Source organism: Legionella jordanis (assembly GCF_900637635.1).
In the GTDB taxonomy this organism is placed as follows: domain Bacteria; phylum Pseudomonadota; class Gammaproteobacteria; order Legionellales; family Legionellaceae; genus Tatlockia; species Tatlockia jordanis.
In genome coordinates, this window is sequence record NZ_LR134383.1 from 2,610,001 (window position 1) to 2,630,957 (window position 20,957).

The following is a 20,957-nucleotide window of genomic DNA, read 5'->3' on the forward strand; positions in this document are numbered from 1 at the left end:
TTACCCTTTATTTTAGTAAAATCTTTTCCTCATAAGCATCGAACAAATTTTTCGGTTTCGAATACAGAGGTTTTCGAACCAGTACAAACCTCCATTGTGACCCCGATTCCCTCGAAATCTGAGGTGCTCAACAAAAGAAAACCTGTGTCTTCAATCGCCTCAAATTCCATCACCAAGAAAGATAAAGTAGAAGGCGTAAAACCACCGCAAAAAGTGGCTTTGCAGCAAAAGCAAACAATTAAACCCAGTCCATCTAGTCCCAAGCCACAGGAGCAAGTGCGCAAAGAGACGCCACCCAATCCCAATGGGGATTGGAAAATTATCAAAATGCGCAAAGGCGATTCTTTGACGACCGTTTTTAAACGCCAAGGTCTAAGTCCACAAACTCTGCAAAATATTTTGCGTGGGAATCCTCATGGCAGAGTGTTTTCGCATTTTAAACCTGATCAGGAAATCCAGCTTTTAATAAAAAAGAAAGTCCTTGAAAAAATGGTCGTCCCCTATTCTCCCACTCAAGATTTAATGGTTTATCGAGAAGGTCAGCGGTATATCAGTAAAATAAACGGTCGAAAGACAACCACGCAAAATAAAATTGTCACTGCCGTCATTAGAGGTTCTTTATACAGCACTGCAAAACGTAACAATGTTCACCCCAAACTCATCAAACAAATGACCGAGGTGTTTACTTGGGATATTAATTTTGCCAAAGACATTCGGGCTGGCGACCAATTCACTATTATTTACCAAGGTTATTATATTGGTGACAAAATGGTGGACATTGGCGACATACTGGCCGTGAGTTATAAAACCCGCGGTAAAACTTACCAAGCAGTGCGCCACACGGACAGAACTGGGCACACGGATTACTATTCTCCACAAGGAACGAGCTTAAAGAAAGCCTTTGACCGTTATCCATTGCGTTTTAGCCATATAAGTTCAACGTTTAGCCTGTCAAGATACCATCCAATTCTGCACTACAAGAGAGCCCATAAAGGCGTTGATTTGGCGGCTCCTATTGGTACTCCCATCCGCGCCACAGGTGATGGACGAATCGAAATTATTGGGCGACAAAGTGGTTATGGCAATATGATTAAAATAAGCCACAATAAGACCTACAGCACCATTTATGGACATATGTTGAAGTTTCAAAAGGGCTTGTCACGAGGTGATTACGTCAAGCGTGGGCAAATTATTGGCTATGTCGGTCAAACTGGCTTGGCTTCTGGTCCACATTGTCATTATGAATTTCATTACAATCATCAGCCCAAAAACCCAACTACAGTGGATTTGCCACGCGGTTTTCCAATTCAAGGTCGTGAAATGGCCTCATTTAAAGCGAATTCCGCAACACTTCTTGCGCAGTTGAATGCATTTGAACAAGGCCGTCTTGCGAGACGATAAAAGCTTAGTGCATCAATTGTTTTAGCTGCTCACTATCTTTTTATAATCATCTGATTATAATCATCTGAATAAATTCAAAACAAAAAGAGCAAATATCATTAATAATTCCTTAAGGTTGCCTTCTTATAATGGGTGCCTAATTTTTTAACAGCTATTAGGAAACTCTTTAACCAAGGATTTCAGGTGATTTGCGGAGTGGCTGTCTTCGTTAGATGTAACCATGCCAACACAATCCAACAATGCCATTGCAGCACTTGAGGCTTTACAGTACGCCAGAAAGTATATTCTCGAAGGTTCCACTCAACTGATCAACAACAGCTATCCTCCAAGCAAACGTAATGAGTTACGTAATGCAGTAAGAAAGTTAAGAGAGCTTTGTGATTGCCACCCTGACTATATCAGTGCCCTTGATTTAGAAATCAGAGATTTTTATTACGGCATTGCCATGAGTAAAGAACTTGCTCTTGGTAATTGCCATGAATTAGCTCTGATGGCTTTAGATTATTTAAGTCACCAAACTGAAGATGTTGAAGGAGAAACTTACAAAATTGAAGGAGGAAACCACGTAATCTTAGTGATTGGACGAAAAGCAGACAGTGTAGCAACTGATCCTTTGAGCTGGGGTGAAGACGCTTATATTTGTGATCCCTGGGCGAACAAAGTATTTCCCGCCTCTCTTTATTTAACTGAATTAAAAAATTATTACAGTGAGTTTGACAGTGAGAGCTCATCCTACCTAAATTACACGGAAGACTTTGATGTTCAAAAACATGTTTTGCAACCTTGCAGCGCCACAGAAAACTCCATCTATATCCGCACTCATCGTAGCAAGTCCCAAGCCCATTTAAAGAAAGTCACTGATATGTTTGAGAAAAAATCAGTGCAAATGGCTCAGGCCATTAACCTTTTGCATGAAAAATTGCAAAATCTGGCTAACCGTTTGGCTCAGAAACGAGGCGCAGAGGACGAAAAAACCGTTGCTATTCGAACAATTCTTAGTGTCATTGCTGAAGCCCAGCAAATTAATACGGTATTAGAGAACCGGGAATATCTTGAAAATTATTTGCCTTTAAAGCTTGAGAGTGCTCTGAATAGCAGTCAAAGGGCTTTTGCTAAAGCTCTTGCCACAGCCTCAAGGCAACAACAAACTCTTGGCAAGCATCGAGTGGCCTACAGTAAAGATTCTCTTGTAAATCATGCCTTACTCTTCTTCCATCGATATCCTAAATCCGAAAAGCTCACCTACGAGGCTTTGAGAGAGGCAGAACAAACTGTTAAACAAATCAAAAGCATCGGCCTGCAATGAGACAAGCTATCTGTCAGCAAAATTAGCTGAATAAATACCGGCAAATGGCTACGCTCGCAATAACTCCCGCCAAATCGGCTAAAAGACCAGCAGGGATAGCATGACGAGTTCTTTTGATGCCCACTGCACCAAAATAAACCGCTACCACATAAAAGGTAGTTTCTGTACTTCCCATCATGGTGGCTGCCGTTTTTGCAATTAGGGAATCTCCTCCATACTGATGAATGAGCTCTGCCATCACCCCGGTGGATGCACTGCCCGAAAAGGGTCTAATGAGCGCTAAAGGCAGCAATTCCGCTGGCATACCCAATGCTGAGAAAATGGGACTTAAAACGCCATTAATTAGTTCAAAAAATCCGGAGGCTCTTAACATACCGATAGCCACAAGCATGGCTATCAAATAGGGAAGAATGCTAATGGACGTCTCAAACCCTTGCTTGGCTCCGGAAGTAAATGCATCAAATACGTTAATTCGTTTGAAAGCGGCATACAAAGGTATTCCAACTACAAAAGACAGAAATAGCCAGTTTGAGAATTGATTTGCAAAACTAGTCATTTATGATCGTCCCTTTAATCTGGTACCCTGGCAATTTAGCCAATTGCTTGACTGCTATGATGGCAACAATCGTGGAGACAGTCGTAGCTACCAGAGAACTAAAAATAATGCTGCTTGGATGAAGGCTGCCATTAGCGGCCAAAAAAGCAATGGCTGTGGCTGGTATCAATTGAACACTGGAGGTATTAATGGCCAAAAAAGTACACATGGCATTGCTGGCTTCCTGTGCGTTTTTATTCAATGTTTGTAATTCTTTCATGGCTTGCAAACCAAAGGGGGTTGCCGCATTGGCCAAACCAAGCATATTGGCCGCAATATTCATAATCATTGCCCCCATTGCCGGATGCTCAGCGGGCACGTCAGGAAAAATTGGCCGCATAATAGGCCTTAATAGCCTGGCAAAATGATTTATCAGCCCTGATTCTGTGGCAATTCGCATTATACCTAGCCACAAGCACATCACTCCCGTCATGCCAAGTGCTATTTCAAAGCCAAACTTTGCAGAGTCAGTTACCGCATGCACCACCTGATCCAATCTTCCCTGAATGCTTCCTACAACCACAGAAATAAAAATCATCGATAACCAGATTGCATTTAACATTGTTGTACCTCAATCCCAGACAGGTTAAAATGTGGCCATTTTTTGACAACAAGAGAAAGGAATGACTCTTTCAGCAGACCAAGTTAAAGCCTCAGTTCGATTTATTTATGTTATTTTCTTTATGCTTTTGTCATCACTCTCTTTGGCAAATGTCCATCCCAAGCAAGAGCAAGCCGATGCCATAATCAACGGACTATATCATAATTTACACAATAACCCGAATTCAGATATGGCCACGCGCCTTGAAACCATTAGTGCGCAGTTCTTAGGTAAAGACTACGTCCTTGGCGCTTTAGGGGAAGGGGTAAAAGGTCGTTTTGATCAAGCACCTCGATATCGGGTGGATGGGTTTGATTGCGAAACTTTCGTAGATACGGTCCTGGCCATTGCTTTGGCAGATAACATTCAAGATTTTAGACAATGCATATGTCGCATCCGCTATGAAAATGGGCGCGTATCTTACATCAACCGTAATCATTTTACTTCCATAGACTGGAATAGAAATAATCAACACCAAGGTTTTCTCAAAGATATCACCCAAACATTTACCGATGTGAATAAACAACCCGTTTCATTGATGACCACCGCTTTAATTGACAAGCCTTCTTGGTATCAGTTTCATACCCTCGCCAGCATTCGTTTGTATCCTGAGAACAAGCAGGAACAAATGCTTCGTTTAGCTGAACTGAAAAATCGGGGCAGTAAATTGTCAAAGCTACCTTCGGAATTGCCCTATCTTCCATTTACAGTGCTATTCAATAGTCAAGGGGAACCAAATCAGCACTTGTTTTCACAAATCCCAAATGGTGCAATCATTGAAATAGTGCGCCCAAACTGGAACCTTAAGGATAAAATCGGCACTGAACTGGATATCTCCCACTTAGGGTTTGCGTTTTGGAAAAATGGCGCTTTAGTCTTCAGAGAAGCATCTACGGTTTACGGCCATGTGGTGGACGTGCCGCTGATTGACTACCTTAAAGAAGCACGTACCAGTCCAACGATAAAAGGGATTAATGTACAAATTGTTGTACCTGGAAATCCCTTAACGAATGGCTGCGAACTAACACAATAATTTGCTAAATCATGCAATAAGTCCCTATTGCAATCGTTCTATTATAAGGAAGCTTGTAGAATTCAATATTTAAATTCGCAGAATAATTACGCACCAAAAACGAGAATAATTTCTCCTGCCAGTAAAAATATAAGGTCCTCTTCGCTCTGGAAGCCATCACATTGGGTATTTCCACCAAATAGGTCGCACTCTCAACATTGATCCGGTATGGCAATAATTGTGCTTTGTTTACCGCTTCCAGAGCATCAGGAATGGAAATACTGTCCATAAAACCATAATGCAAAATTAATTCAAACACTTTTGGCGCAAGCTCATGAAATTCGAATTTAGCCTTACCTCTGACGTAAGGTTTATTTTCTACTTGATAACTAACAATTAAAATATTTTCTGGTACGGCAAGACTTAACTTTAAAAAATGAAGAAAACTGCCGCCACTTTGATCATAAGTATCCGTGATGAAAATACCCGTAACCCCAGGCAGTTGATTTAGACTTTTATAGCGTAGCTGCTTGATAATTTTGGTAATGTCCGCTTTCTGCATGTAGAAATTTTTCTTTAAGTATTGCATGCCGTTATTCCAGGTGAACATTACTAAGGCCACAGCAAATGCAAACAGAACTGGAACCCAACCACCCGTCATAAATTTGTAGGAGTTGGCGCCGAGGAAAGCCAAATCAATAAAAATTAAAATGGTGAAGCTCGCTATCACACGAAGCCAGGACCAATTCCAAATTTTTCTCGCAGCATAAGCCACCAGCACACTTACAGACAACATTTCAAGGTTAACTGCAATGCCGTATGCGTGAGCTAAGGCATTTGAGCTTCTGAAAGAAAAAATCAAGATCAATGTGCCTATCAGCAAGAAGAAATTAACCTGAGGGATATAAATTTGCCCAGCATGCTCTTTTGATGTTTGAATAATAGGCAACCGAGGATAAAGGCCCAGAAGTACTGCTTGCTTAGTGATGGAAAAAGTAGCAGAAATAATGGCCTGCGATGCAATGATGGTTGCTAATGTCGATAAACAGAGCAATGGAAGAAAAAACCACTCTGGAGCCAACATATAAAAAGGATTTTCTATTGCCTTAGGGTGAAGCAATAAATTGGCTCCTTGACCAAAATAGTTAAGTAACAAACCTGGCAGCACGATAAAAAACCAGCTGTAACGAATAGCATTTTTGCCAAAGTGACCAATATCCGCATAAAGAGCCTCCCCCCCGGTCACAACCAAAAATACACCACCGAGCAACAGATAAGCTCTAAACCCGTGTTCTTGGAAGAATTGCCATGCAAAATAGGGATTCACCGCTTCAAGAACCAAAGGATTTTTAATGATTTGCGCCAAACCAAGTATTCCAATGGTTATAAACCAGATTAACAGGATAGGTCCAAAAGCAGCACCAATTTTTCCCGTTCCTTTCGATTGTGCAGAAAATAAAACCACCATAATAAAAGCGGATAAAGGCACAATATAATCATCAAAGCGCGGGGAGGCCAGCTTTAAACCTTCAATGGCGGAAGTAACCGAAATGGCCGGTGTTAACATCCCATCACCAATTATTAGTCCAGCGCCAAAGATAGCCAGCAAATAAAACAGATACTGATGTTTGGTTTGCTTCTGCTTTAGCAAGGCCAGCAAAGCCAAAATGCCACCCTCTCCATCATTGTCGGCGCGAAAAACAAAAATTAAATATTTGACGGAGATCACTAAAATCAAAGACCAGAAAATGAGGGATAAAACACCCAAAATATCCACGTGGCTCATGTCAAGGCCAATTAGACTTTCGCGCATGGCGTACAAAGGACTGGTACCAATGTCACCATATACGACCCCCAATGCTCCAAGAACCAAGGGGTATGAGATGTTTTTAGCTTTTGTCTTTGTCATAGCAGTCAATCATTCTGCCTGTATAGCTACTATAGCCAATATAAAACATTTTGTTATTGAAGGTAATAACAAATTCCATAATCTAAATCGGAAAATCCTGCAAAAACTAAAGAGCTGATTGCGAAATAAGCAACAATCCTTAATAATGGAAAAATCTATTTGCATAAGGAGTGGGAATGTTACGCAAGAGCTCTATTGGGCACTTGGCCTTGATCAGTCTTGTAGCTTTAGTATTAAATGGTTGCTATAGGTTTCACCCTCCTTACAACAATTTTAAGCCTTATAAGCGCGCCTATGTCACCACTCCTCCAGGAACTGTGGTTGGCACTGCTGCCATGGCCGCCGCCGGAGGTCCAGTATTGATTGGTACAGGGGCAGGTACGGCCCTGGGTGCCGGCATTGGACTTTATAGAGACAGCAAACCCGTTCTACTCAAAGAATTACAGCGCTTCCAAATTCAATATATTCAATATGGGGATACGGTTACTTTTGTAGTTCCAACAGACCGCTTTTTTCTGTTTAATACTCCTCGTTTTAATGAAATTTGTTTCGCGGGTCTTGCAACTCTTATCAAAGTATTAAAAACTTATCCGTCCTGCTGTCCTATTTATGTAGCTGGCTTCACCAACGACGTTGGTTCTGAATATCACAAGAAAACCCTCACCCAAGCTCAGGCCGATGCAATGGTTACATTCCTTTGGGCAAATGGCATTCCAGCCCAACGACTAAACCCAGAGGGCTATGGAGATAAATATCCAGTCTCGGACAATAAACTTGTCCATGGCAGTGCTCAAAATCGGCGCTTGGAGATTCAGGTCCTAACAAGTTGTACTCAGGGACAAGCATTAAAATCAGTGCCTTTGGCTGCCTATGTGAAATGATGCTTAGAAGCAAGCGTGTCATTTTGTAAAGATCCAAAAAGTTGTAAACAGGTGTAACATGAAATCCAGATTCATTGGCGGTATTCTTTTAATTGTTGGGACATCCATTGGCGGGGGCATGCTTGCTCTGCCAGTTGCTAATTCCTTGACAGGATTTTGGCAATCTTCCTTTTTCCTATTGTTGTGTTGGGCAGCCATGACTTTAGGAGCACTGTTTATTTTAGAGGCCAACCTGTATTTGCCTCCTGGCAAGCACATGGTCTCAATGGCTGCAGCCACTTTGGGGAATCCTGGATTAATCACAGCCTGGTTAAGTTACATTTTCTTGCTCTATACCTTATTATCAGCCTATATCTCTGGAGGAGCAGATGTTTTTGGCAGCCTGTTTAGCCGAATGGGGATCTCATTATACCCCTGGCAATCCAGTTTACTGTTTACGCTCCTATTCGGCTTGGTAGTTTATGGAGGCATTCGTCAGGTTGACTTGCTTAATAGAGGTTTGATGTTTGGCAAACTGGCCGTTTATTTACTACTAGTCATACTCATTTCGCCTCACATTAAGCTCGAACATTTCCAGAGTGGAGATTATCGCTACATTGCCGGGACAATCATGATTCTGATTACGTCCTTTGGTTTTGCCATCATCGTTCCCAATTTAAGGGATTATTTTAACGATGACATCAAGACATTAAAAAAAGTAGTGATGATTGGTTCGCTGATTCCTTTGCTTTGCTACATTGCTTGGGACGCTGTAATCATGGGTACTTTATCCGTTCAAGGGGACAAAGGTTTGGCTGCCCTCATGCAGGATGAACACACTACCAGCAGTCTGGCGTTAAATCTTTCCGCGGTCGTAAAAAATACTTTGATTAGCTCCTTATTTAATTTCTTCACATCCATTTGCATGTTGACCGCATTTTTAGGAGTTTCCCTCTGCCTAATCAGTTTTTTGGCCGATGGCCTTAAAATGGAACAAAAGGGGCGTCAAGGTTTAGGATTATTTTTACTCACTTTTCTACCCCCTCTTTTAATTGTTGTGTATTACCCTGGCGCCTACATCCACGCCCTTAATTATGCCGGAATCTTTTGTGTCATTCTCTTGTTGCTCTTACCTGCGTTAATGACCGTATTTGGCAGAAAAAAATTCACTTCCAGCTACCAAGTGCCTGGTGGCAAGTGGTCTCAGTGGTTAATAATCGTGTTTTCAATTATTTTGCTTGCGAATACAGCTTGGCAATTGATGCGTTAACTGTGTATGCTAGAAATCTCTAAACACCTTAGTTTAAGAGTTTAGAGATTCGAGTCAGCCGAACTATTTCATGAAAGATCTCATTGACAAGCGATTGCATCTGAATTTATCATATTGATTTAATTTTAAACTAAATGGATGTTATACTGTGGCCAATTCTAAATTCATTGGTGGTATTTTATTAATAGTTGGTACTTCGATTGGTGGTGGGATGCTCGCCCTGCCCGTATCGACGGCCGAAGTGGGTTTTAGCAATTCGGTTCTTTTTCTATTTATATGCTGGTTAATTATGACCATCGGTGCCTTACTCATTCTTGAAGTAAATCTCCGTCTACCCTCCGGAAGCAACATGGTTTCCATGGCTAAATCCACCTTAGGCCTACCTGGGCAAATTATCGCCTGGATTACTTACCTATTCCTTCTGTACACATTGCTTGCCGCATACATTTCAGGCGGTAGCGATGTGTTGGGTGGTATTTTAACAAGATTGAACATCAATCCTCCCGCCTGGTTAACCTCCTTCATTTTTACAATTATCTTTAGTTTGGTGGTGTATGCAGGTATTCGTGCAGTGGATTACGTCAACCGCGGCTTGATGTTTGGTAAGCTGGGTGTCTATATCCTATTGCTGATAATCATCAGTCCGCACATCCAATTTGGCAGTTTAAATGGTGGCTCAATGCCTGCGATAACTGGCAGTTTAATGATTTTGGTGACCTCCTTCGGTTTCGCATCCATTGTACCTAGCTTAAGAGAATATTTTAATGATGATGTAAACGCATTACGAAAAGTTATTTTATTTGGTTCTCTCATTCCTCTGACCTGCTACATTCTTTGGGATGCAGTTATCATGGGGGTCATAAACCGGGAAGGCGAACATGGGCTAATGGCTTTGATGAATAATGACCATGCCACCAGTGGTTTGACCAATGCTTTAGCCAATGCGGTCAATAGTCAGTGGATTACTGGCTTTTTTGGCTTTTTTACATCCATCTGCATGGTAACTGCCTTTCTTGGAGTATCCATCGGATTATTTGATTTTTTAGCCGATGGTTTGTCATTAAAGAAAACAGGCCTTCAGGGGAAAGGGACTTTAGCTCTGACTTTTCTGCCACCTTTGGCTGTGGTTCTGATTAATCCCGGGATTTATTTACAGGCTTTAAGTTACGCAGGAGTTTGTTGTGTCATTCTTCTGTTGCTGTTGCCAGCCATTATGACTTGGAGAGCCCGCAAGCAGGATCCAAACGGCGGTATTCTTTTGGTGCCGGGTGGTAATCTCACTTTAGGATTGGTGGCAATTACGGCACTGTTTTTGCTGACTGTTGCCGTTTGATGATCAATGAAGTGATCTTACCCGTTCTGCGCAGTAAGTTGGCCAAGGCCAACTTCGTCAGCATACGGGTATTGCCCTGCCAAGCATGTACTTAGTCAGCAGCTTTTTAGCCGTCTTACTATGGGCTAAATTTTCAAGAGCCAAAGCATCAACCCAATAAGTTTGTAAAAAGACTAAAGCTTTATAGGCAAACTCAAGGTTATCTCGCATCAATTCTTCCATCAATTTGACGAATTTATCGTCTGGACGATTGATATTTTGAACAGATATTAACTGGTCTGCGATCATTTTATTAAACATCTCATCAAAATATTTCGCAAACAGCTGTGGAACAACTGTATTGCCATCAATGATCCGATGATCAGCACTAATGGATACGGGTAGCATGTCTTTGGGGACGAAAGAATTGCTTTCTTCATTCCAAACGGGTTTGCGTTCGATTTGGAGAAGAGTACATTTCATCGCCTCATTTCGACGTAGAGGCGATTTTGCTCTCGTGTAGCCACAAAAACCAATATTACTTAGAGAGACAACGGCATTACCGGGCGTCGGATAAGGATAAAAGCCATTCTTAAAATCATAAAGCTCCTTGTCCATTATATTTTTAAGGAAAGGGTAGCTTTTTTCCAGTTCTTCCCTCTTTTTAAAACAGTAAATCATCATTCGGATGATTCTTCTAATCTTTGTCGCCAATTGTTGGCAAGTCATTAAATGGCAATTATCGAATACGATTGTACTTAAGTGATCCTGGCAATTAACCAACTTTACGACCAATCCGACAGAGGCTTGTTCACTTTTAAATAATTGGCCATGGCTTAAATAGGATCGCCAGGATTCATTTTCAGTTAAACCTTTACTAATGACCTGCAGCATCAATGTGGTTATGGTTTCAGGTGGATATTTTTTATTGAAAAAATCAAGGCGGCTGACATCCATACTAAATTCACCCACCATGGTCGGATCACTCGGATTGTCCCACTGGGTCATAAACATCTTGCGAATAGGGGTCATCGCTATAGGATGGGAAGTCTGAAAAATTTGCAATCTCGGCAAAAGCTCTCTTGTAAATTTCATAAAAAAGTCCCAGTTATCGCTGGGATGTAAATTGATTTTAGCCAATTGCCTCCTGTGTTTTTCATCAAGGCAATTCAGAAAATCGAGAGCTCCATTCATTCCTAAAATTACAGAAGTACTCGCCATGTATTTATATTGCAAGAGGACATTATTGATCAGTTGCGTTTCCAAAAATTGGAGCTTTGGCATGATGATTTTGATATCAGGAAGTCCTATTTCCTTATACAAATCAGCTTCACAAACATGACGGTGCTCATCTTCAATGATGATATCAAACACCTCAGGTGCTATATCAGCTTTCTTCAGAAGATGAAAGGTTTCCTCTATCCAGCCCTCAGCAACAAGATTCAATAGGACCACAGCCACCTTGGGGCATTCTTCTTCTCGAATGAAATTGCACAAGCTCTCAATCCCATCATTATATTCAGGTGGAAAAGCTTGGGGCGCACATAGTAAATAGAGAATTTTGGTAAACACCAGACCATGAAATATTTCATCCAGCAATTGAGCTCTCATGAGTTTTTGATGCTCTCTCGAGGACATCCGGGATTCGAATTTCAACGGCACCTGTATGGCTAACACTTCAAGCTGCGCCAACATGGAAAAAATATAGATGTATAAAATTTTTTCGTGCTTCAATTCAAAAGGTAAGCCATTTTTAAACAGCTTATCCATCCGCTCTTTAATAACAATCTTTTCCTCTGAAGTAATTTGATTCCATCCTTCTAGAATCCATTGTTCTGAGCCCCAGCTGGGTTTTAACAATTCACTAAGTTCATCCATATCACATTAATGTCCAAATCGATGTGCTTGCATCATAACCACCGCAGGTGAGAGCGTCAACTTATAGCTCCCCCATGATTCTTGCTTGTCAATAAATTCCTATGTTGTAGAATCAGCTAAATCCATTCAATTCGGCTTAGAGAGCATCTCGATTAGCATCTCATGACTAGAATAAAGCCATTTCTTAAATGGGCTGGGAACAAATTTCGTTGCGTTGAACATATTTTAGCTTCTCTGCCTCCTGCCAATCGTCTAATAGAGCCCTTTACCGGTTCAGGCGCAATTTTTCTCAACTCCAATTATCACCGCTATCTGTTAGCCGAACAAAACATTAATCTGATCAGCCTTTTTCAGTATTTGCAATTGGAAGGTCTTGAGTTTATTGAATACTGCAGCAGTTTCTTTTCCGCGGAAAACAATTGTGAGTCGAGATATTATGCGTTTCGCGAGCAATTTAACCACAGCCAAGATTTACGCTACAAAGCCGCTGTTTTTCTTTATTTAAACCGGCATGGCTATAACGGTCTTTGCCGCTACAACCAAAGAGGTTTGTATAATGTACCTTTCGGTCGTTATAAAAAACCGTATTTTCCGAGAATTGAAATGGAGCATTTTTATCGTAAAAGCAGCCAGGCCCTATTCATCTCGGCAGATTTTCGTCAAACCTTTGCCCAGGCGGAAATTGGAGATTTAATTTATTGCGATCCCCCATACGTGCCATTATCCGCAAGTGCCAATTTTGCCTCTTACACTCATAAAAAATTTAAAGAGTCGGATCAAATTGAATTGGCTCAATTAGCGAAAGAAACCGCTGCTCGAGGTATTCCTGTAATCATCTCAAATCATGATACTGAATTCACTCGTCACCATTATCGAGATAGTCAGATTGTCTCTTTTCCCGTCAGCCGTTTGATCAGCTGCAAAGCCACTCATCGCCAGGCAGCACAAGAACTGGTTGCAATCTTCTCTTAATAAAGCTGAAAATCTGCACAAGCCAGGTAAATGATGAGATTTACCTGGCGTTATTTTAGTGATGGGTTGGTTTAACATCCTTCATGAAGAAGGCAAGTATGGTCACCAGGAGCAAGGATATAGGTAGAACAGAGAGAGCGATTTGGTAGTCAACGACGGTGTAAATGTGTTCACCAGCTACAATACCGCTGTCACCGAAAGTATCCAGTAACTTACCAACGAGAGGCTGGAAAACTACCCCCCCTAGAGTGACAATCATATTAACGGCAGCAAAGACAGTTCCGGACAGTTTTGCACCACTGTTTTCTTTACCCATGATGAATACAATTATTTCCGTGGCACTGAAAGCACCATAAAGAAACAATAAGACATTTAACCAGCCATAGGATAAGCCAGGATAGTACAGGACAAAACAAATACAAACCAAAGCCAATATAGCACCTACGGTAAGCGGCATGACTCGACGTCCGCTTCTATCCGATAAATATCCAGCTACAGGTGCACCTACTGCCCACCCCAGAAACATGGCAGATACGGTTTTTGCGGCTTCAACTTTTGTTAAATGATGTGCTTGTTCTAAATAGCTTTTACCCCACAACTCTCCGAATACCGATAGCGAGGTATATAGACATGCACCTACAAAGCCAATGAGCCAAACTTGTGGTGAAGTCAATACTGACCATACGTTTTTAAAGAATTCTGGCAACGCATATTTATGCGGGGAATGCCCTTCTGGACCATCACGAACAACTAAAAAAGTGATAAGGGTTAAGACGGAACCAATAACCACCATCAGGTTTAGTACATGATGCCACCCCATGCTCACGGCAATGTCGGTAATCTTAACTTCACCATACACCAGGCCTAGCATGCCTAAAGTGGTTATTAATCCAGCCACTAAGGAAAAATACCGTCTGGGAAGCCAGTGCATCGCCAAGGACAAAACGCCTACAAAGGCAAAAGAAGAACCAAAGCCTACTAAAAAGCGGCCACTGCCTGCAATGAACATAGATGTAGTAATGCTAAACATCCAGGATCCTAGTGCACAACATAGGCAGGCAAACGTTAAAAGACGCCTTGGCCCAAAACGATCCATTAGCATACCAACTGGCAATTGCATGGGAGAGTATGCAAAATAATAAAAGGCAGACAATTGACCAAAAGTTGTTGCTGAAATGTGGCCAAAGGCTGCACTTAATTCACTTTGCAAGGCACCAGGAATGATTCGTAAAACGAATTCATAGCAGTAGAAAAACGCTCCTACGGCACATATTAAGCTGCCGAGGAGGGCCTGTCTTCTGCCAATATAAGTATTAGTTATCTGCATTAGCATAAGTTTCTTTCAAGAAAAAGGTTAGAATGGCAGCGATAATTATACCAATAGGAATAATGGATAATGCAAATTGGTAATCATCGGCTGTGTACAATTGCTGCAATCTATCAACTGGAATGTCTTGCAGCGGAACATTAGCCAGATGCGTTGACAGACTAAAGTCAAGTAAGTTACCTACGAGAGGCTGTAAAAACATAGCGCCCAGCATAACAATCATATTGGTCATAGCCATCGCTGTTCCAGCTGCTTCATTGGGACTTAATTCACGGCCAACCGCAAAAACGATGCATTGTGCGCTATAAAGCAGACCTAGTACGAACATAAGCAAGTTAATATGCCAAGGCATCAAACCCGGGAGATAGAGAAGAATCATCATTATGATTCCAGCCCCTGTGGCTCCAAATAACATGGGTAATTTGCGGCGTTTTAACCGGTCGGAAATATAACCCATTGATGGAGCGCCGATGGTGAATCCCAAAAAGAGCAATGAATTCGCAAAATCAGCATCAACTATGGATAAACCATGGGCATGTCGCAAATAGGGAATGCCCCAAAGCTCAGCAAACACTGTGGTAGGTAAGTAGACTAAGCAGCCAAACATGCCATTTATCCAGATTTGCTTATTTCGAGCAATGATTCCTAAATCGATCATGCTCTTTTTGAAGGTATCCACTGTTCCGCTTCTTGGTTGATTGTCTCGTTTATCCCTCAAGCCAAACCACAGAACAAAAATTAAGCCGATACCAAAATAGGCTGTCAGGTTTAATGTTTCGCGCCAGCCAATCTCTACAACCAGACTGCCTAGGAGGTTGTCACCAGCCATAGCGCCAATTGTTCCCAGTGCCGATGCCAAACCCGAAACCATTCCCAATTTATCTTCGGGAAGCCAAATGGTGGCCAATTTCAGCACGCCAACAAAAGCAAATGCTGATCCAAAACCGACCAGAAAGCGCCCCACGGCTGCCACCCAAAATATATTAGTTCCTGCAAAAATGAAAACACCAATAACGCAGATTAGGCAAGCTAAGGTAATTAGAATTCTTGGACCATAACGGTCTAGCAAAACACCTACAGGTAATTGCAAAGGGACATAGGCGTAATAATAAAACGCCGACAACAATCCAAACCCCGCTGCAGATAAATTAAAGTGGCCGCGGAGTGCATGTTCCATCACACTTGGCGAAATGCGTAAAAAATATTCATAGCTATAGTAAACTGCGCCTAAAGCACAAATTAACCAGCCAATAATCATGTATTTTTTATCTTTCATCTTCTAAATGAGCTCCTTCATCTTTGGTTAAGTAGTCAGCACTATTTTTTCAGTAAACTGATTCGGCTGACCCCACTTGCAATGGCCGCATTAGCGACTGCAAGCGCCACCCGCTCCTTTAAACGGGGATCAATTGGTTTGGGGATGATGTAGTGGGGACCAAATTCCCAATTGCTTACATTGGGATAATTGTCCTTAACAATTTGAGGAACTGGCTCATGGACCAGTTGGCGGATCGCTTCAACAGCAGCAATCTGCATTGATTGGTTGATGCACGTTGCACGAACATCAAGCGCCCCGCGAAAGATGTATGGGAAACATAAAACATTATTTACCTGGTTAGGAAAATCACTGCGCCCTGTCGCAATGATTAAGTCATCCCGAACCTGTTTAGCGACTTCAGGACGTATTTCAGGATCTGGGTTGGATAAGGCAAAAATAACAGGCTTTGGAGCCATTAGATTTAACAGTTCAGCATTCAATAAATTGGGCTTGGCAACACCAATAAATACATCGGCGCCTTCTAGGGCATCAGCCAAGCTGCGGCAAGAAGTTTTGCGCGCAAAAGCAAATTTATAAGGATTCAGATCTTCACGCTCTGTGTGAATGACCCCTTTGCTATCCAGCAAAAGCATTTTTTCCTTGTCCGCTCCCAAGGCGACAAGTAAACGCATGGAAGCGATGCCTGCTGCACCAGCACCAATACAAACAATATTGGCCTCAGACAATGTTTTTCCCTGCAGTTCGAGGGCATTTAACAAAGCAGCTGCCACTACAATTGCAGTGCCGTGCTGATCATCATGGAAAACGGGAATATTCAGCTGCTCGATCAGTGCTTGTTCAATTTCAAAGCATTCCGGCGCTTTGATGTCTTCTAAGTTGATGCCGCCAAATGTTGGAGCTATTCGCTTTGCCGTGGAAATAAAAGCTTGAGGATCCTCAGCATCCACTTCAATGTCAAAAACATCAATATCTGCAAAACGCTTAAACAATACGGCCTTTCCTTCCATGACGGGTTTGCTAGCTAAAGGTCCCACATCCCCCAGTCCAAGGACCGCGGTACCATTCGTCATAACCGCAATTAAATTGCCTTTTGCTGTATAACGGAATGCTGCTTCTGCGTTTTCAGCGATGGCTAAAACCGGCTCAGCCACCCCTGGTGTATAAGCCAGAGACAAATCATCCTGCGAGTTCGTAGACTTGGTCACGTGAACAGCCAATTTTCCTGGTATTGGAAATTCGTGATACTCCAAGGCACGCTGTTTTAATACATCTTTATCCAAAGCGTTTACTCTCTTTTCGTAAAACCCGGCGAAAAATCATATAGAAAAAAGTTAGAGATGAACAGTCATTTTGCAAAAAAAAGGCGCATATATTGCGCCTTTTTTGCATTTTTGCATTGAATCGGAGACATTTTAGTGAAAAATAAAGCAATTTATTTGCTTATTAATCTTTCTTTTTGTAACGGTCACGGAATTTTTGCACACGACCACCGGTATCAACGAGTTTTTGCTTTCCAGTGTAAAATGGATGGCAATTGGAGCACACTTCAATGTTTAAATCGTTCGCCAAAGTTGAACGGGTTTCAAATGAGTGGCCGCAGCTGCAGGTCACATTAACAACATTATAATCTGGATGGGTTGATGCTTTCATAATACCACTCTCTCAATTAAACATGAGCATCGCCACCTGAACCATTGTCAAGCACCATGCTCTCTTTATAAGACGCGCAACATTATCAGAAATTCTATTATAGATCAATTTTTCTTATTCGGTAAAAGACGTTCTTCCTCGAAAAAAGTCACTTGTCCTGTTTTAAGATCATGCATACCTGCTACAATACCAACTTTACCCTGAGCAATTAAATCGCGAATGATTGGGCTTTGTTGTTGTATTTGCCGAACCATATTCAGAGCATTATTTTTAGCTATGGCATCCACTAATTTATGTTCGCTGCAATCATTTAAACCCGTGGTTTTTTTGGCGGGTTCCACCGCAGGTTTAATCTTATCCAGTACATGATTTAAGTGACCTAACTTAACATCCCCGCATGCTCCTGCAACAGCACCACATGAACTGTGTCCAAGCACCACGATTAAAGGCGTACCTACTGCTTTCGTAGCAAACTCCATGCTACCTATAATATCTTCATTCACCACATTACCCGCAACACGTAACACAAATAAATCCGCTAAACCTTGATCAAAAACCAATTCTGGTACTGAACGGGAATCCATGCAGTTTAAAATAACGACCCAAGGGTATTGCCCATAAGAGGAACGTTTAGCCTGGGCTAAAAAATCACGTTGTTGCATTCGGTTTGATAAGAAACGTTGATTGCCCTCTTTCAGACGCATTAGGGCTTGTTTAGGCGTCATGGATTGCTGTTTCTCAGCGGAAACTGGTTTGCTGAGAATTAACATATCCTCTTCCGTTGCTGCAGCATTCAAGCTAATCAAGAGCAGTAAACTTCCTGCTAAATAACGTTTCATATCCTTTCTCCCTGTTGTTTTTAAAGTCCAGCCAATTAAACTGCTAATTAATGATTAAGCTCAATCCAAACGGGCGCATGATCCGAAGGCCGTTCCCATTTGCGCGGCTCCTTATCAATTTGCGAAGAGATGCAAAGACTGTTTAACTCCTCACTCAATAAAATATGATCAATGCGAAGCCCACGGTTTCGTCGAAATGCTGCAGCACGATAATCCCACCAACTAAATAGCTTTTCGGGTTGCAGAAAATTTCTAAAGCTGTCTGCAAAACCCAAAGACAATAAATCAGCAAAAGCCTGGCGCTCGGCAGGACTCACCATAACGCAATTTTGCCACTCTGCCGGGTCATGCACATCCCTGTCTTCAGGAGCAATATTAAAATCGCCTACCACTGCAATTTTTGAGTAATGGCGTTGCTGGTCTTTTATAAAATCAAGCGTCTTTTCAAGCCATTGCAATTTATATTGGTATTTATCTGAGCTTGGCTCTGAGCCATTTGGCACGTATAAATTGATAACACGAACTCCCGCAATGGTGGCGGCTAACAAGCGGCATTGTGGGTCATTGAAATTCGGTATTTCCTTCACCACGTCCTCAATGGGATGCCGACTCACCAAAGCTATGCCATTATAACTTTTTTGCCCTTTAAAAACAGAATGATAACCAAGTTCGGAAAAAATATTACTGGGAAATTGCTCATCCACCAGTTTGGTTTCTTGCATGGCTAATATGTCGATATTGGCCGCACCAAGCCAGTTTAATACTTGTTCGAGACGAATTTTTAGCGAATTCACATTCCAACTCGCAAGTTTAAGCATACCAATCCCCTTCGTATTCAATAATTAACGGTGCATGATCAGACCAGCGATTATCCTTGGCAATTTCAACTTGTTTTACATTGTCTTTTAAACCTGGAGTGATCACTTGATAATCAATTCTCCATCCGACATTTTTTTCTCTGGCTGTACGACTGCGCATCGACCACCAAGTGTATTGCCCCTCTTGTTGATTAACCACTCTAAAGGCATCGATAAAACCCATGGAACCAAACAATTGATCCATCCAAGCTCTTTCTTCAGGCAAAAATCCGGAATTTTTTTGATTCGCGCGCCAATTTTTTAAATCAATTTGCCTATGAGCAATATTATAGTCCCCACACAGGATCAGTTCGCGTCCTTCCTGCTTTAATCTTTGCAGGTGCTCCGCAAAGCGTTCAAGGAAATCAAATTTAACCGCCTGACGTATTTCGCCACTGGTGCCAGAGGGTAAATAAATGGAAACGACACTCAATTTTGGATAATCAAATTGAATATAGCGGCCTTCATTATCACAGTAGTCAAACCCTAAGCCTTTTATTACCCGCAGCGGTTTATGACGGGAATAAATTGCAACTCCGCTATAGCCTTTCTTTTGGGCATCAAAATATTCGCAATAAAATTCGGATGGATAAAAAAGCTCCTCCGACCGCTTATCACAAAGTTGCGCTTTCGTCTCCTGCAGGCAAACAAAATCCGCTTGTTGCTGCTTTAGCCAATCGTAAAACCCCCCGCGAGCCGCGGAACGAATCCCATTTGCATTAAACGTAATTACTTTCACATCAAACCTATTTTTTATTACAGCCCACACCAATGTAGGCAGTTTGGTCATTACATCTTTAAAGATCTATGCCTGGACAAAGCAATGGCTGCTTTGCCAAGGCGTTTCCCCAATTGCTTAGCCAAGGTAATCTCATCTTGACTGAGCGGATTAGTATTGGTCATTCCAGCCACATGCGTGACCCCATAAGGTGTTCCGCCCGTTTGAGTACTGTTCAAACTGGCTTCCGTATAAGGCAATCCAAGAATCAGCATTCCATGATGCAGCAGAGGCAACATCATACTGGTCAATGTGGTCTCTTGTCCTCCATGCATACTGGAAGAGGAAGAGAAGACACAGGCGGGTTTATCAACAAGGTCGCCTGCTAGCCATAAAGGGGTCGTGGTATCAAGGAAATACTTCAATGGAGAAGCCATATTGCCGAAACGAGTAGGGCTGCCAAGCGCTAGCCCCTCACAGTCCCTAAGATCATCAAGGCTTACATAAGGCGCCCCATGATCAGGAATGGTTCTATCTACGGCTTCACAGGTGGTGGAGACAGGCGGGACCGTACGCAATTTAGCTTCCATGCCATCGACACTTTCCACTCCTCGTGCAATATATTGCGCAAGCTGGGCCGTCGCTCCATGGGAAGAATAGTAAAGCACCAAAACATAAGGTCTAGTCATGAAACAGCTCCACAATTTTTTCAGGAGGCCGAGCAAGAATGATTCTACCATCCAGTTCGGCGATAGGTCTTTGTAATAGTTTAGGATGCGCCAACATCGCTTTTAGTACAGTTTTTTTATCTGCGTTTGCCAAATTCAATTCTTTATATATGGCTTCATTTTCCCGAATAATCGTTGAAAGGCCTAAAGTCTCAGCAAACCGCGCCAACAAAGATTCTGAAAGCCCTCCCTCCATGTAGTGAATGATTTCAACCGGAATAGAAGCATTTTGTAGTATTTGCAAACAAGCTCGGGATTTTGAGCATCGCGGATTATGATAAAGCTTAAGCATTTCCTATACCCCAAGTTTCAAATTAAACATCATAAACGCTTCCATTTCCTAAGTCTAAAAAAAGATGAATCATAAACTCTTAAGACTCCTCGTTTTGCAGGAAGTTGTAAGCCACACTCGCCTATGAGATAGTAAAAGGCCAAATGGACAC

General features: G+C 42.0%; 20 protein-coding genes (1 of these 20 running past the window's edge). 7 read left to right on the top strand and 13 right to left on the bottom strand.

Annotation, left to right across the window (positions count from 1 at the left end; translation table 11 throughout):
- Together EL203_RS11800 and EL203_RS11805 are read left to right on the top strand one after the other, a co-directional pair.
- Window positions 1-1,401, top strand: partial view of a M23 family metallopeptidase gene (locus EL203_RS11800; RefSeq protein WP_058470670.1) — the 3' portion only. 87 nt of this gene lie to the left of the window's left edge; 1,401 of the gene's 1,488 nt are visible here — the last part of the coding sequence; its start codon lies off the left edge, out of view; the stop codon is at window positions 1,399-1,401.
- A 220-nt stretch (window positions 1,402-1,621) separates the two neighbouring features.
- On the top strand, window positions 1,622-2,707 hold the full coding sequence (locus EL203_RS11805) for a hypothetical protein (protein WP_058470671.1): 1,086 nt from the start codon (window positions 1,622-1,624) through the stop codon (window positions 2,705-2,707).
- Between the two features lie 22 nt (window positions 2,708-2,729).
- Here EL203_RS11805 and EL203_RS11810 read toward each other — a convergent pair whose 3' ends face one another.
- Together EL203_RS11810 and EL203_RS11815 are read right to left on the bottom strand one after the other, a co-directional pair.
- Window positions 2,730-3,263, bottom strand: a complete 534-nt coding sequence (locus EL203_RS11810) for a spore maturation protein (RefSeq protein ID WP_058470672.1) — start codon at window positions 3,261-3,263, stop codon at window positions 2,730-2,732.
- Window positions 3,256-3,864: a nucleoside recognition domain-containing protein gene (locus tag EL203_RS11815; RefSeq protein ID WP_058470673.1), complete on the bottom strand. Its 609-nt coding sequence runs from the start codon at window positions 3,862-3,864 to the stop codon at window positions 3,256-3,258. Before EL203_RS11815 ends, EL203_RS11810 begins: the two co-directional genes overlap by 8 nt.
- 61 nt (window positions 3,865-3,925) lie before the next feature.
- Between EL203_RS11815 and EL203_RS11820 the strand changes: the two genes are divergently transcribed.
- On the top strand, window positions 3,926-4,936 hold the full coding sequence (locus EL203_RS11820; protein WP_058470674.1) for an N-acetylmuramoyl-L-alanine amidase-like domain-containing protein: 1,011 nt from the start codon (window positions 3,926-3,928) through the stop codon (window positions 4,934-4,936).
- Window positions 4,937-4,940: 4 nt separating this feature from the next.
- Here EL203_RS11820 and EL203_RS11825 read toward each other — a convergent pair whose 3' ends face one another.
- Window positions 4,941-6,824 carry a potassium transporter Kup gene (locus tag EL203_RS11825; RefSeq protein ID WP_058470675.1) on the bottom strand — a complete coding sequence of 628 codons (1,884 nt, stop codon included), beginning with the start codon at window positions 6,822-6,824 and terminating at the stop codon, window positions 4,941-4,943.
- Between the two features lie 176 nt (window positions 6,825-7,000).
- Between EL203_RS11825 and cmpA the strand changes: the two genes are divergently transcribed.
- The 3 genes from cmpA (at window position 7,001) to EL203_RS11840 (ending at window position 10,287) form a co-directional block, all read left to right on the top strand.
- Complete coding sequence (cmpA, locus tag EL203_RS11830; RefSeq protein WP_058470676.1) at window positions 7,001-7,705, top strand: C-OmpA-like family protein CmpA; 705 nt, start codon at window positions 7,001-7,003, stop codon at window positions 7,703-7,705.
- A 58-nt stretch (window positions 7,706-7,763) separates the two neighbouring features.
- The gene (locus EL203_RS11835; RefSeq protein WP_058470677.1) at window positions 7,764-8,954 is read left to right on the top strand and encodes an amino acid permease; all 1,191 of its coding nucleotides are present in this window, start codon (window positions 7,764-7,766) and stop codon (window positions 8,952-8,954) included.
- A gap of 148 nt (window positions 8,955-9,102) precedes the next feature.
- Window positions 9,103-10,287 (top strand): amino acid permease, encoded by a 1,185-nt coding sequence (locus tag EL203_RS11840; RefSeq protein WP_058470678.1) that lies wholly within the window; start codon window positions 9,103-9,105, stop codon window positions 10,285-10,287.
- Window positions 10,288-10,344: 57 nt separating this feature from the next.
- Here EL203_RS11840 and EL203_RS11845 read toward each other — a convergent pair whose 3' ends face one another.
- Window positions 10,345-12,144 carry a 2-oxo acid dehydrogenase subunit E2 gene (locus EL203_RS11845; protein WP_064108426.1) on the bottom strand — a complete coding sequence of 600 codons (1,800 nt, stop codon included), beginning with the start codon at window positions 12,142-12,144 and terminating at the stop codon, window positions 10,345-10,347.
- A gap of 162 nt (window positions 12,145-12,306) precedes the next feature.
- Here EL203_RS11845 and EL203_RS11850 point away from each other — a divergent pair, with 162 nt between their 5' ends.
- On the top strand, window positions 12,307-13,116 hold the full coding sequence (locus EL203_RS11850; RefSeq protein WP_058470679.1) for a Dam family site-specific DNA-(adenine-N6)-methyltransferase: 810 nt from the start codon (window positions 12,307-12,309) through the stop codon (window positions 13,114-13,116).
- Between the two features lie 55 nt (window positions 13,117-13,171).
- On the opposite strand, the gene EL203_RS11855 is transcribed toward EL203_RS11850, so the two are convergent.
- The 9 genes from EL203_RS11855 to EL203_RS11895 form a co-directional block, all read right to left on the bottom strand.
- A complete protein-coding gene (locus EL203_RS11855) occupies window positions 13,172-14,443 on the bottom strand; it encodes an MFS transporter (RefSeq protein ID WP_058472178.1) in 1,272 nt (423 codons plus the stop codon).
- Complete coding sequence (locus EL203_RS11860; RefSeq protein WP_058470680.1) at window positions 14,430-15,719, bottom strand: MFS transporter; 1,290 nt, start codon at window positions 15,717-15,719, stop codon at window positions 14,430-14,432. Before EL203_RS11860 ends, EL203_RS11855 begins: the two co-directional genes overlap by 14 nt.
- A gap of 41 nt (window positions 15,720-15,760) precedes the next feature.
- On the bottom strand, window positions 15,761-17,002 hold the full coding sequence (locus EL203_RS11865; protein ID WP_058470681.1) for a malic enzyme-like NAD(P)-binding protein: 1,242 nt from the start codon (window positions 17,000-17,002) through the stop codon (window positions 15,761-15,763).
- Between the two features lie 163 nt (window positions 17,003-17,165).
- Entirely contained in the window at window positions 17,166-17,372 is a 207-nt protein-coding gene (rpmE, locus tag EL203_RS11870) for a 50S ribosomal protein L31 (RefSeq protein ID WP_058470682.1), read from the bottom strand.
- A 104-nt stretch (window positions 17,373-17,476) separates the two neighbouring features.
- Window positions 17,477-18,211, bottom strand: coding sequence for a carbonic anhydrase family protein (locus EL203_RS11875; RefSeq protein WP_058470683.1), 735 nt, complete (start codon window positions 18,209-18,211; stop codon window positions 17,477-17,479).
- 47 nt (window positions 18,212-18,258) lie between these two features.
- A complete protein-coding gene (gene xth / locus EL203_RS11880) occupies window positions 18,259-19,029 on the bottom strand; it encodes an exodeoxyribonuclease III (RefSeq protein WP_058470684.1) in 771 nt (256 codons plus the stop codon).
- The gene (locus EL203_RS11885; protein WP_058472179.1) at window positions 19,022-19,807 is read right to left on the bottom strand and encodes an exodeoxyribonuclease III; all 786 of its coding nucleotides are present in this window, start codon (window positions 19,805-19,807) and stop codon (window positions 19,022-19,024) included. Before EL203_RS11885 ends, xth begins: the two co-directional genes overlap by 8 nt.
- Window positions 19,808-19,857: 50 nt before the next feature.
- Window positions 19,858-20,475, bottom strand: a complete 618-nt coding sequence (gene wrbA, locus EL203_RS11890; protein WP_064108427.1) for an NAD(P)H:quinone oxidoreductase — start codon at window positions 20,473-20,475, stop codon at window positions 19,858-19,860.
- The gene (locus EL203_RS11895) at window positions 20,468-20,806 is read right to left on the bottom strand and encodes an ArsC/Spx/MgsR family protein (protein ID WP_058470685.1); all 339 of its coding nucleotides are present in this window, start codon (window positions 20,804-20,806) and stop codon (window positions 20,468-20,470) included. Before EL203_RS11895 ends, wrbA begins: the two co-directional genes overlap by 8 nt.
- Between the last annotated feature and the right edge of the window lie 151 nt (window positions 20,807-20,957).

Bases quoted from the DNA above. Each gene is read 5' to 3' on its own strand.
- EL203_RS11805 (WP_058470671.1), top strand. From the start codon at position 1,622: ATGCCAACACAATCCAACAATGCCATTGCAGCACTTGAGGCTTTACAG.
- EL203_RS11810 (WP_058470672.1), bottom strand. From the start codon at position 3,263: ATGACTAGTTTTGCAAATCAATTCTCAAACTGGCTATTTCTGTCTTTT.
- EL203_RS11815 (WP_058470673.1), bottom strand. From the start codon at position 3,864: ATGTTAAATGCAATCTGGTTATCGATGATTTTTATTTCTGTGGTTGTA.
- EL203_RS11820 (WP_058470674.1), top strand. From the start codon at position 3,926: ATGACTCTTTCAGCAGACCAAGTTAAAGCCTCAGTTCGATTTATTTAT.
- EL203_RS11825 (WP_058470675.1), bottom strand. From the start codon at position 6,824: ATGACAAAGACAAAAGCTAAAAACATCTCATACCCCTTGGTTCTTGGA.
- cmpA (WP_058470676.1), top strand. From the start codon at position 7,001: ATGTTACGCAAGAGCTCTATTGGGCACTTGGCCTTGATCAGTCTTGTA.
- EL203_RS11835 (WP_058470677.1), top strand. From the start codon at position 7,764: ATGAAATCCAGATTCATTGGCGGTATTCTTTTAATTGTTGGGACATCC.
- EL203_RS11845 (WP_064108426.1), bottom strand. From the start codon at position 12,144: ATGGATGAACTTAGTGAATTGTTAAAACCCAGCTGGGGCTCAGAACAA.
- EL203_RS11850 (WP_058470679.1), top strand. From the start codon at position 12,307: ATGACTAGAATAAAGCCATTTCTTAAATGGGCTGGGAACAAATTTCGT.
- EL203_RS11855 (WP_058472178.1), bottom strand. From the start codon at position 14,443: ATGCAGATAACTAATACTTATATTGGCAGAAGACAGGCCCTCCTCGGC.
- EL203_RS11860 (WP_058470680.1), bottom strand. From the start codon at position 15,719: ATGAAAGATAAAAAATACATGATTATTGGCTGGTTAATTTGTGCTTTA.
- rpmE (WP_058470682.1), bottom strand. From the start codon at position 17,372: ATGAAAGCATCAACCCATCCAGATTATAATGTTGTTAATGTGACCTGC.
- EL203_RS11875 (WP_058470683.1), bottom strand. From the start codon at position 18,211: ATGAAACGTTATTTAGCAGGAAGTTTACTGCTCTTGATTAGCTTGAAT.
- xth (WP_058470684.1), bottom strand. From the start codon at position 19,029: ATGCTTAAACTTGCGAGTTGGAATGTGAATTCGCTAAAAATTCGTCTC.
- wrbA (WP_064108427.1), bottom strand. From the start codon at position 20,475: ATGACTAGACCTTATGTTTTGGTGCTTTACTATTCTTCCCATGGAGCG.
- EL203_RS11895 (WP_058470685.1), bottom strand. From the start codon at position 20,806: ATGCTTAAGCTTTATCATAATCCGCGATGCTCAAAATCCCGAGCTTGT.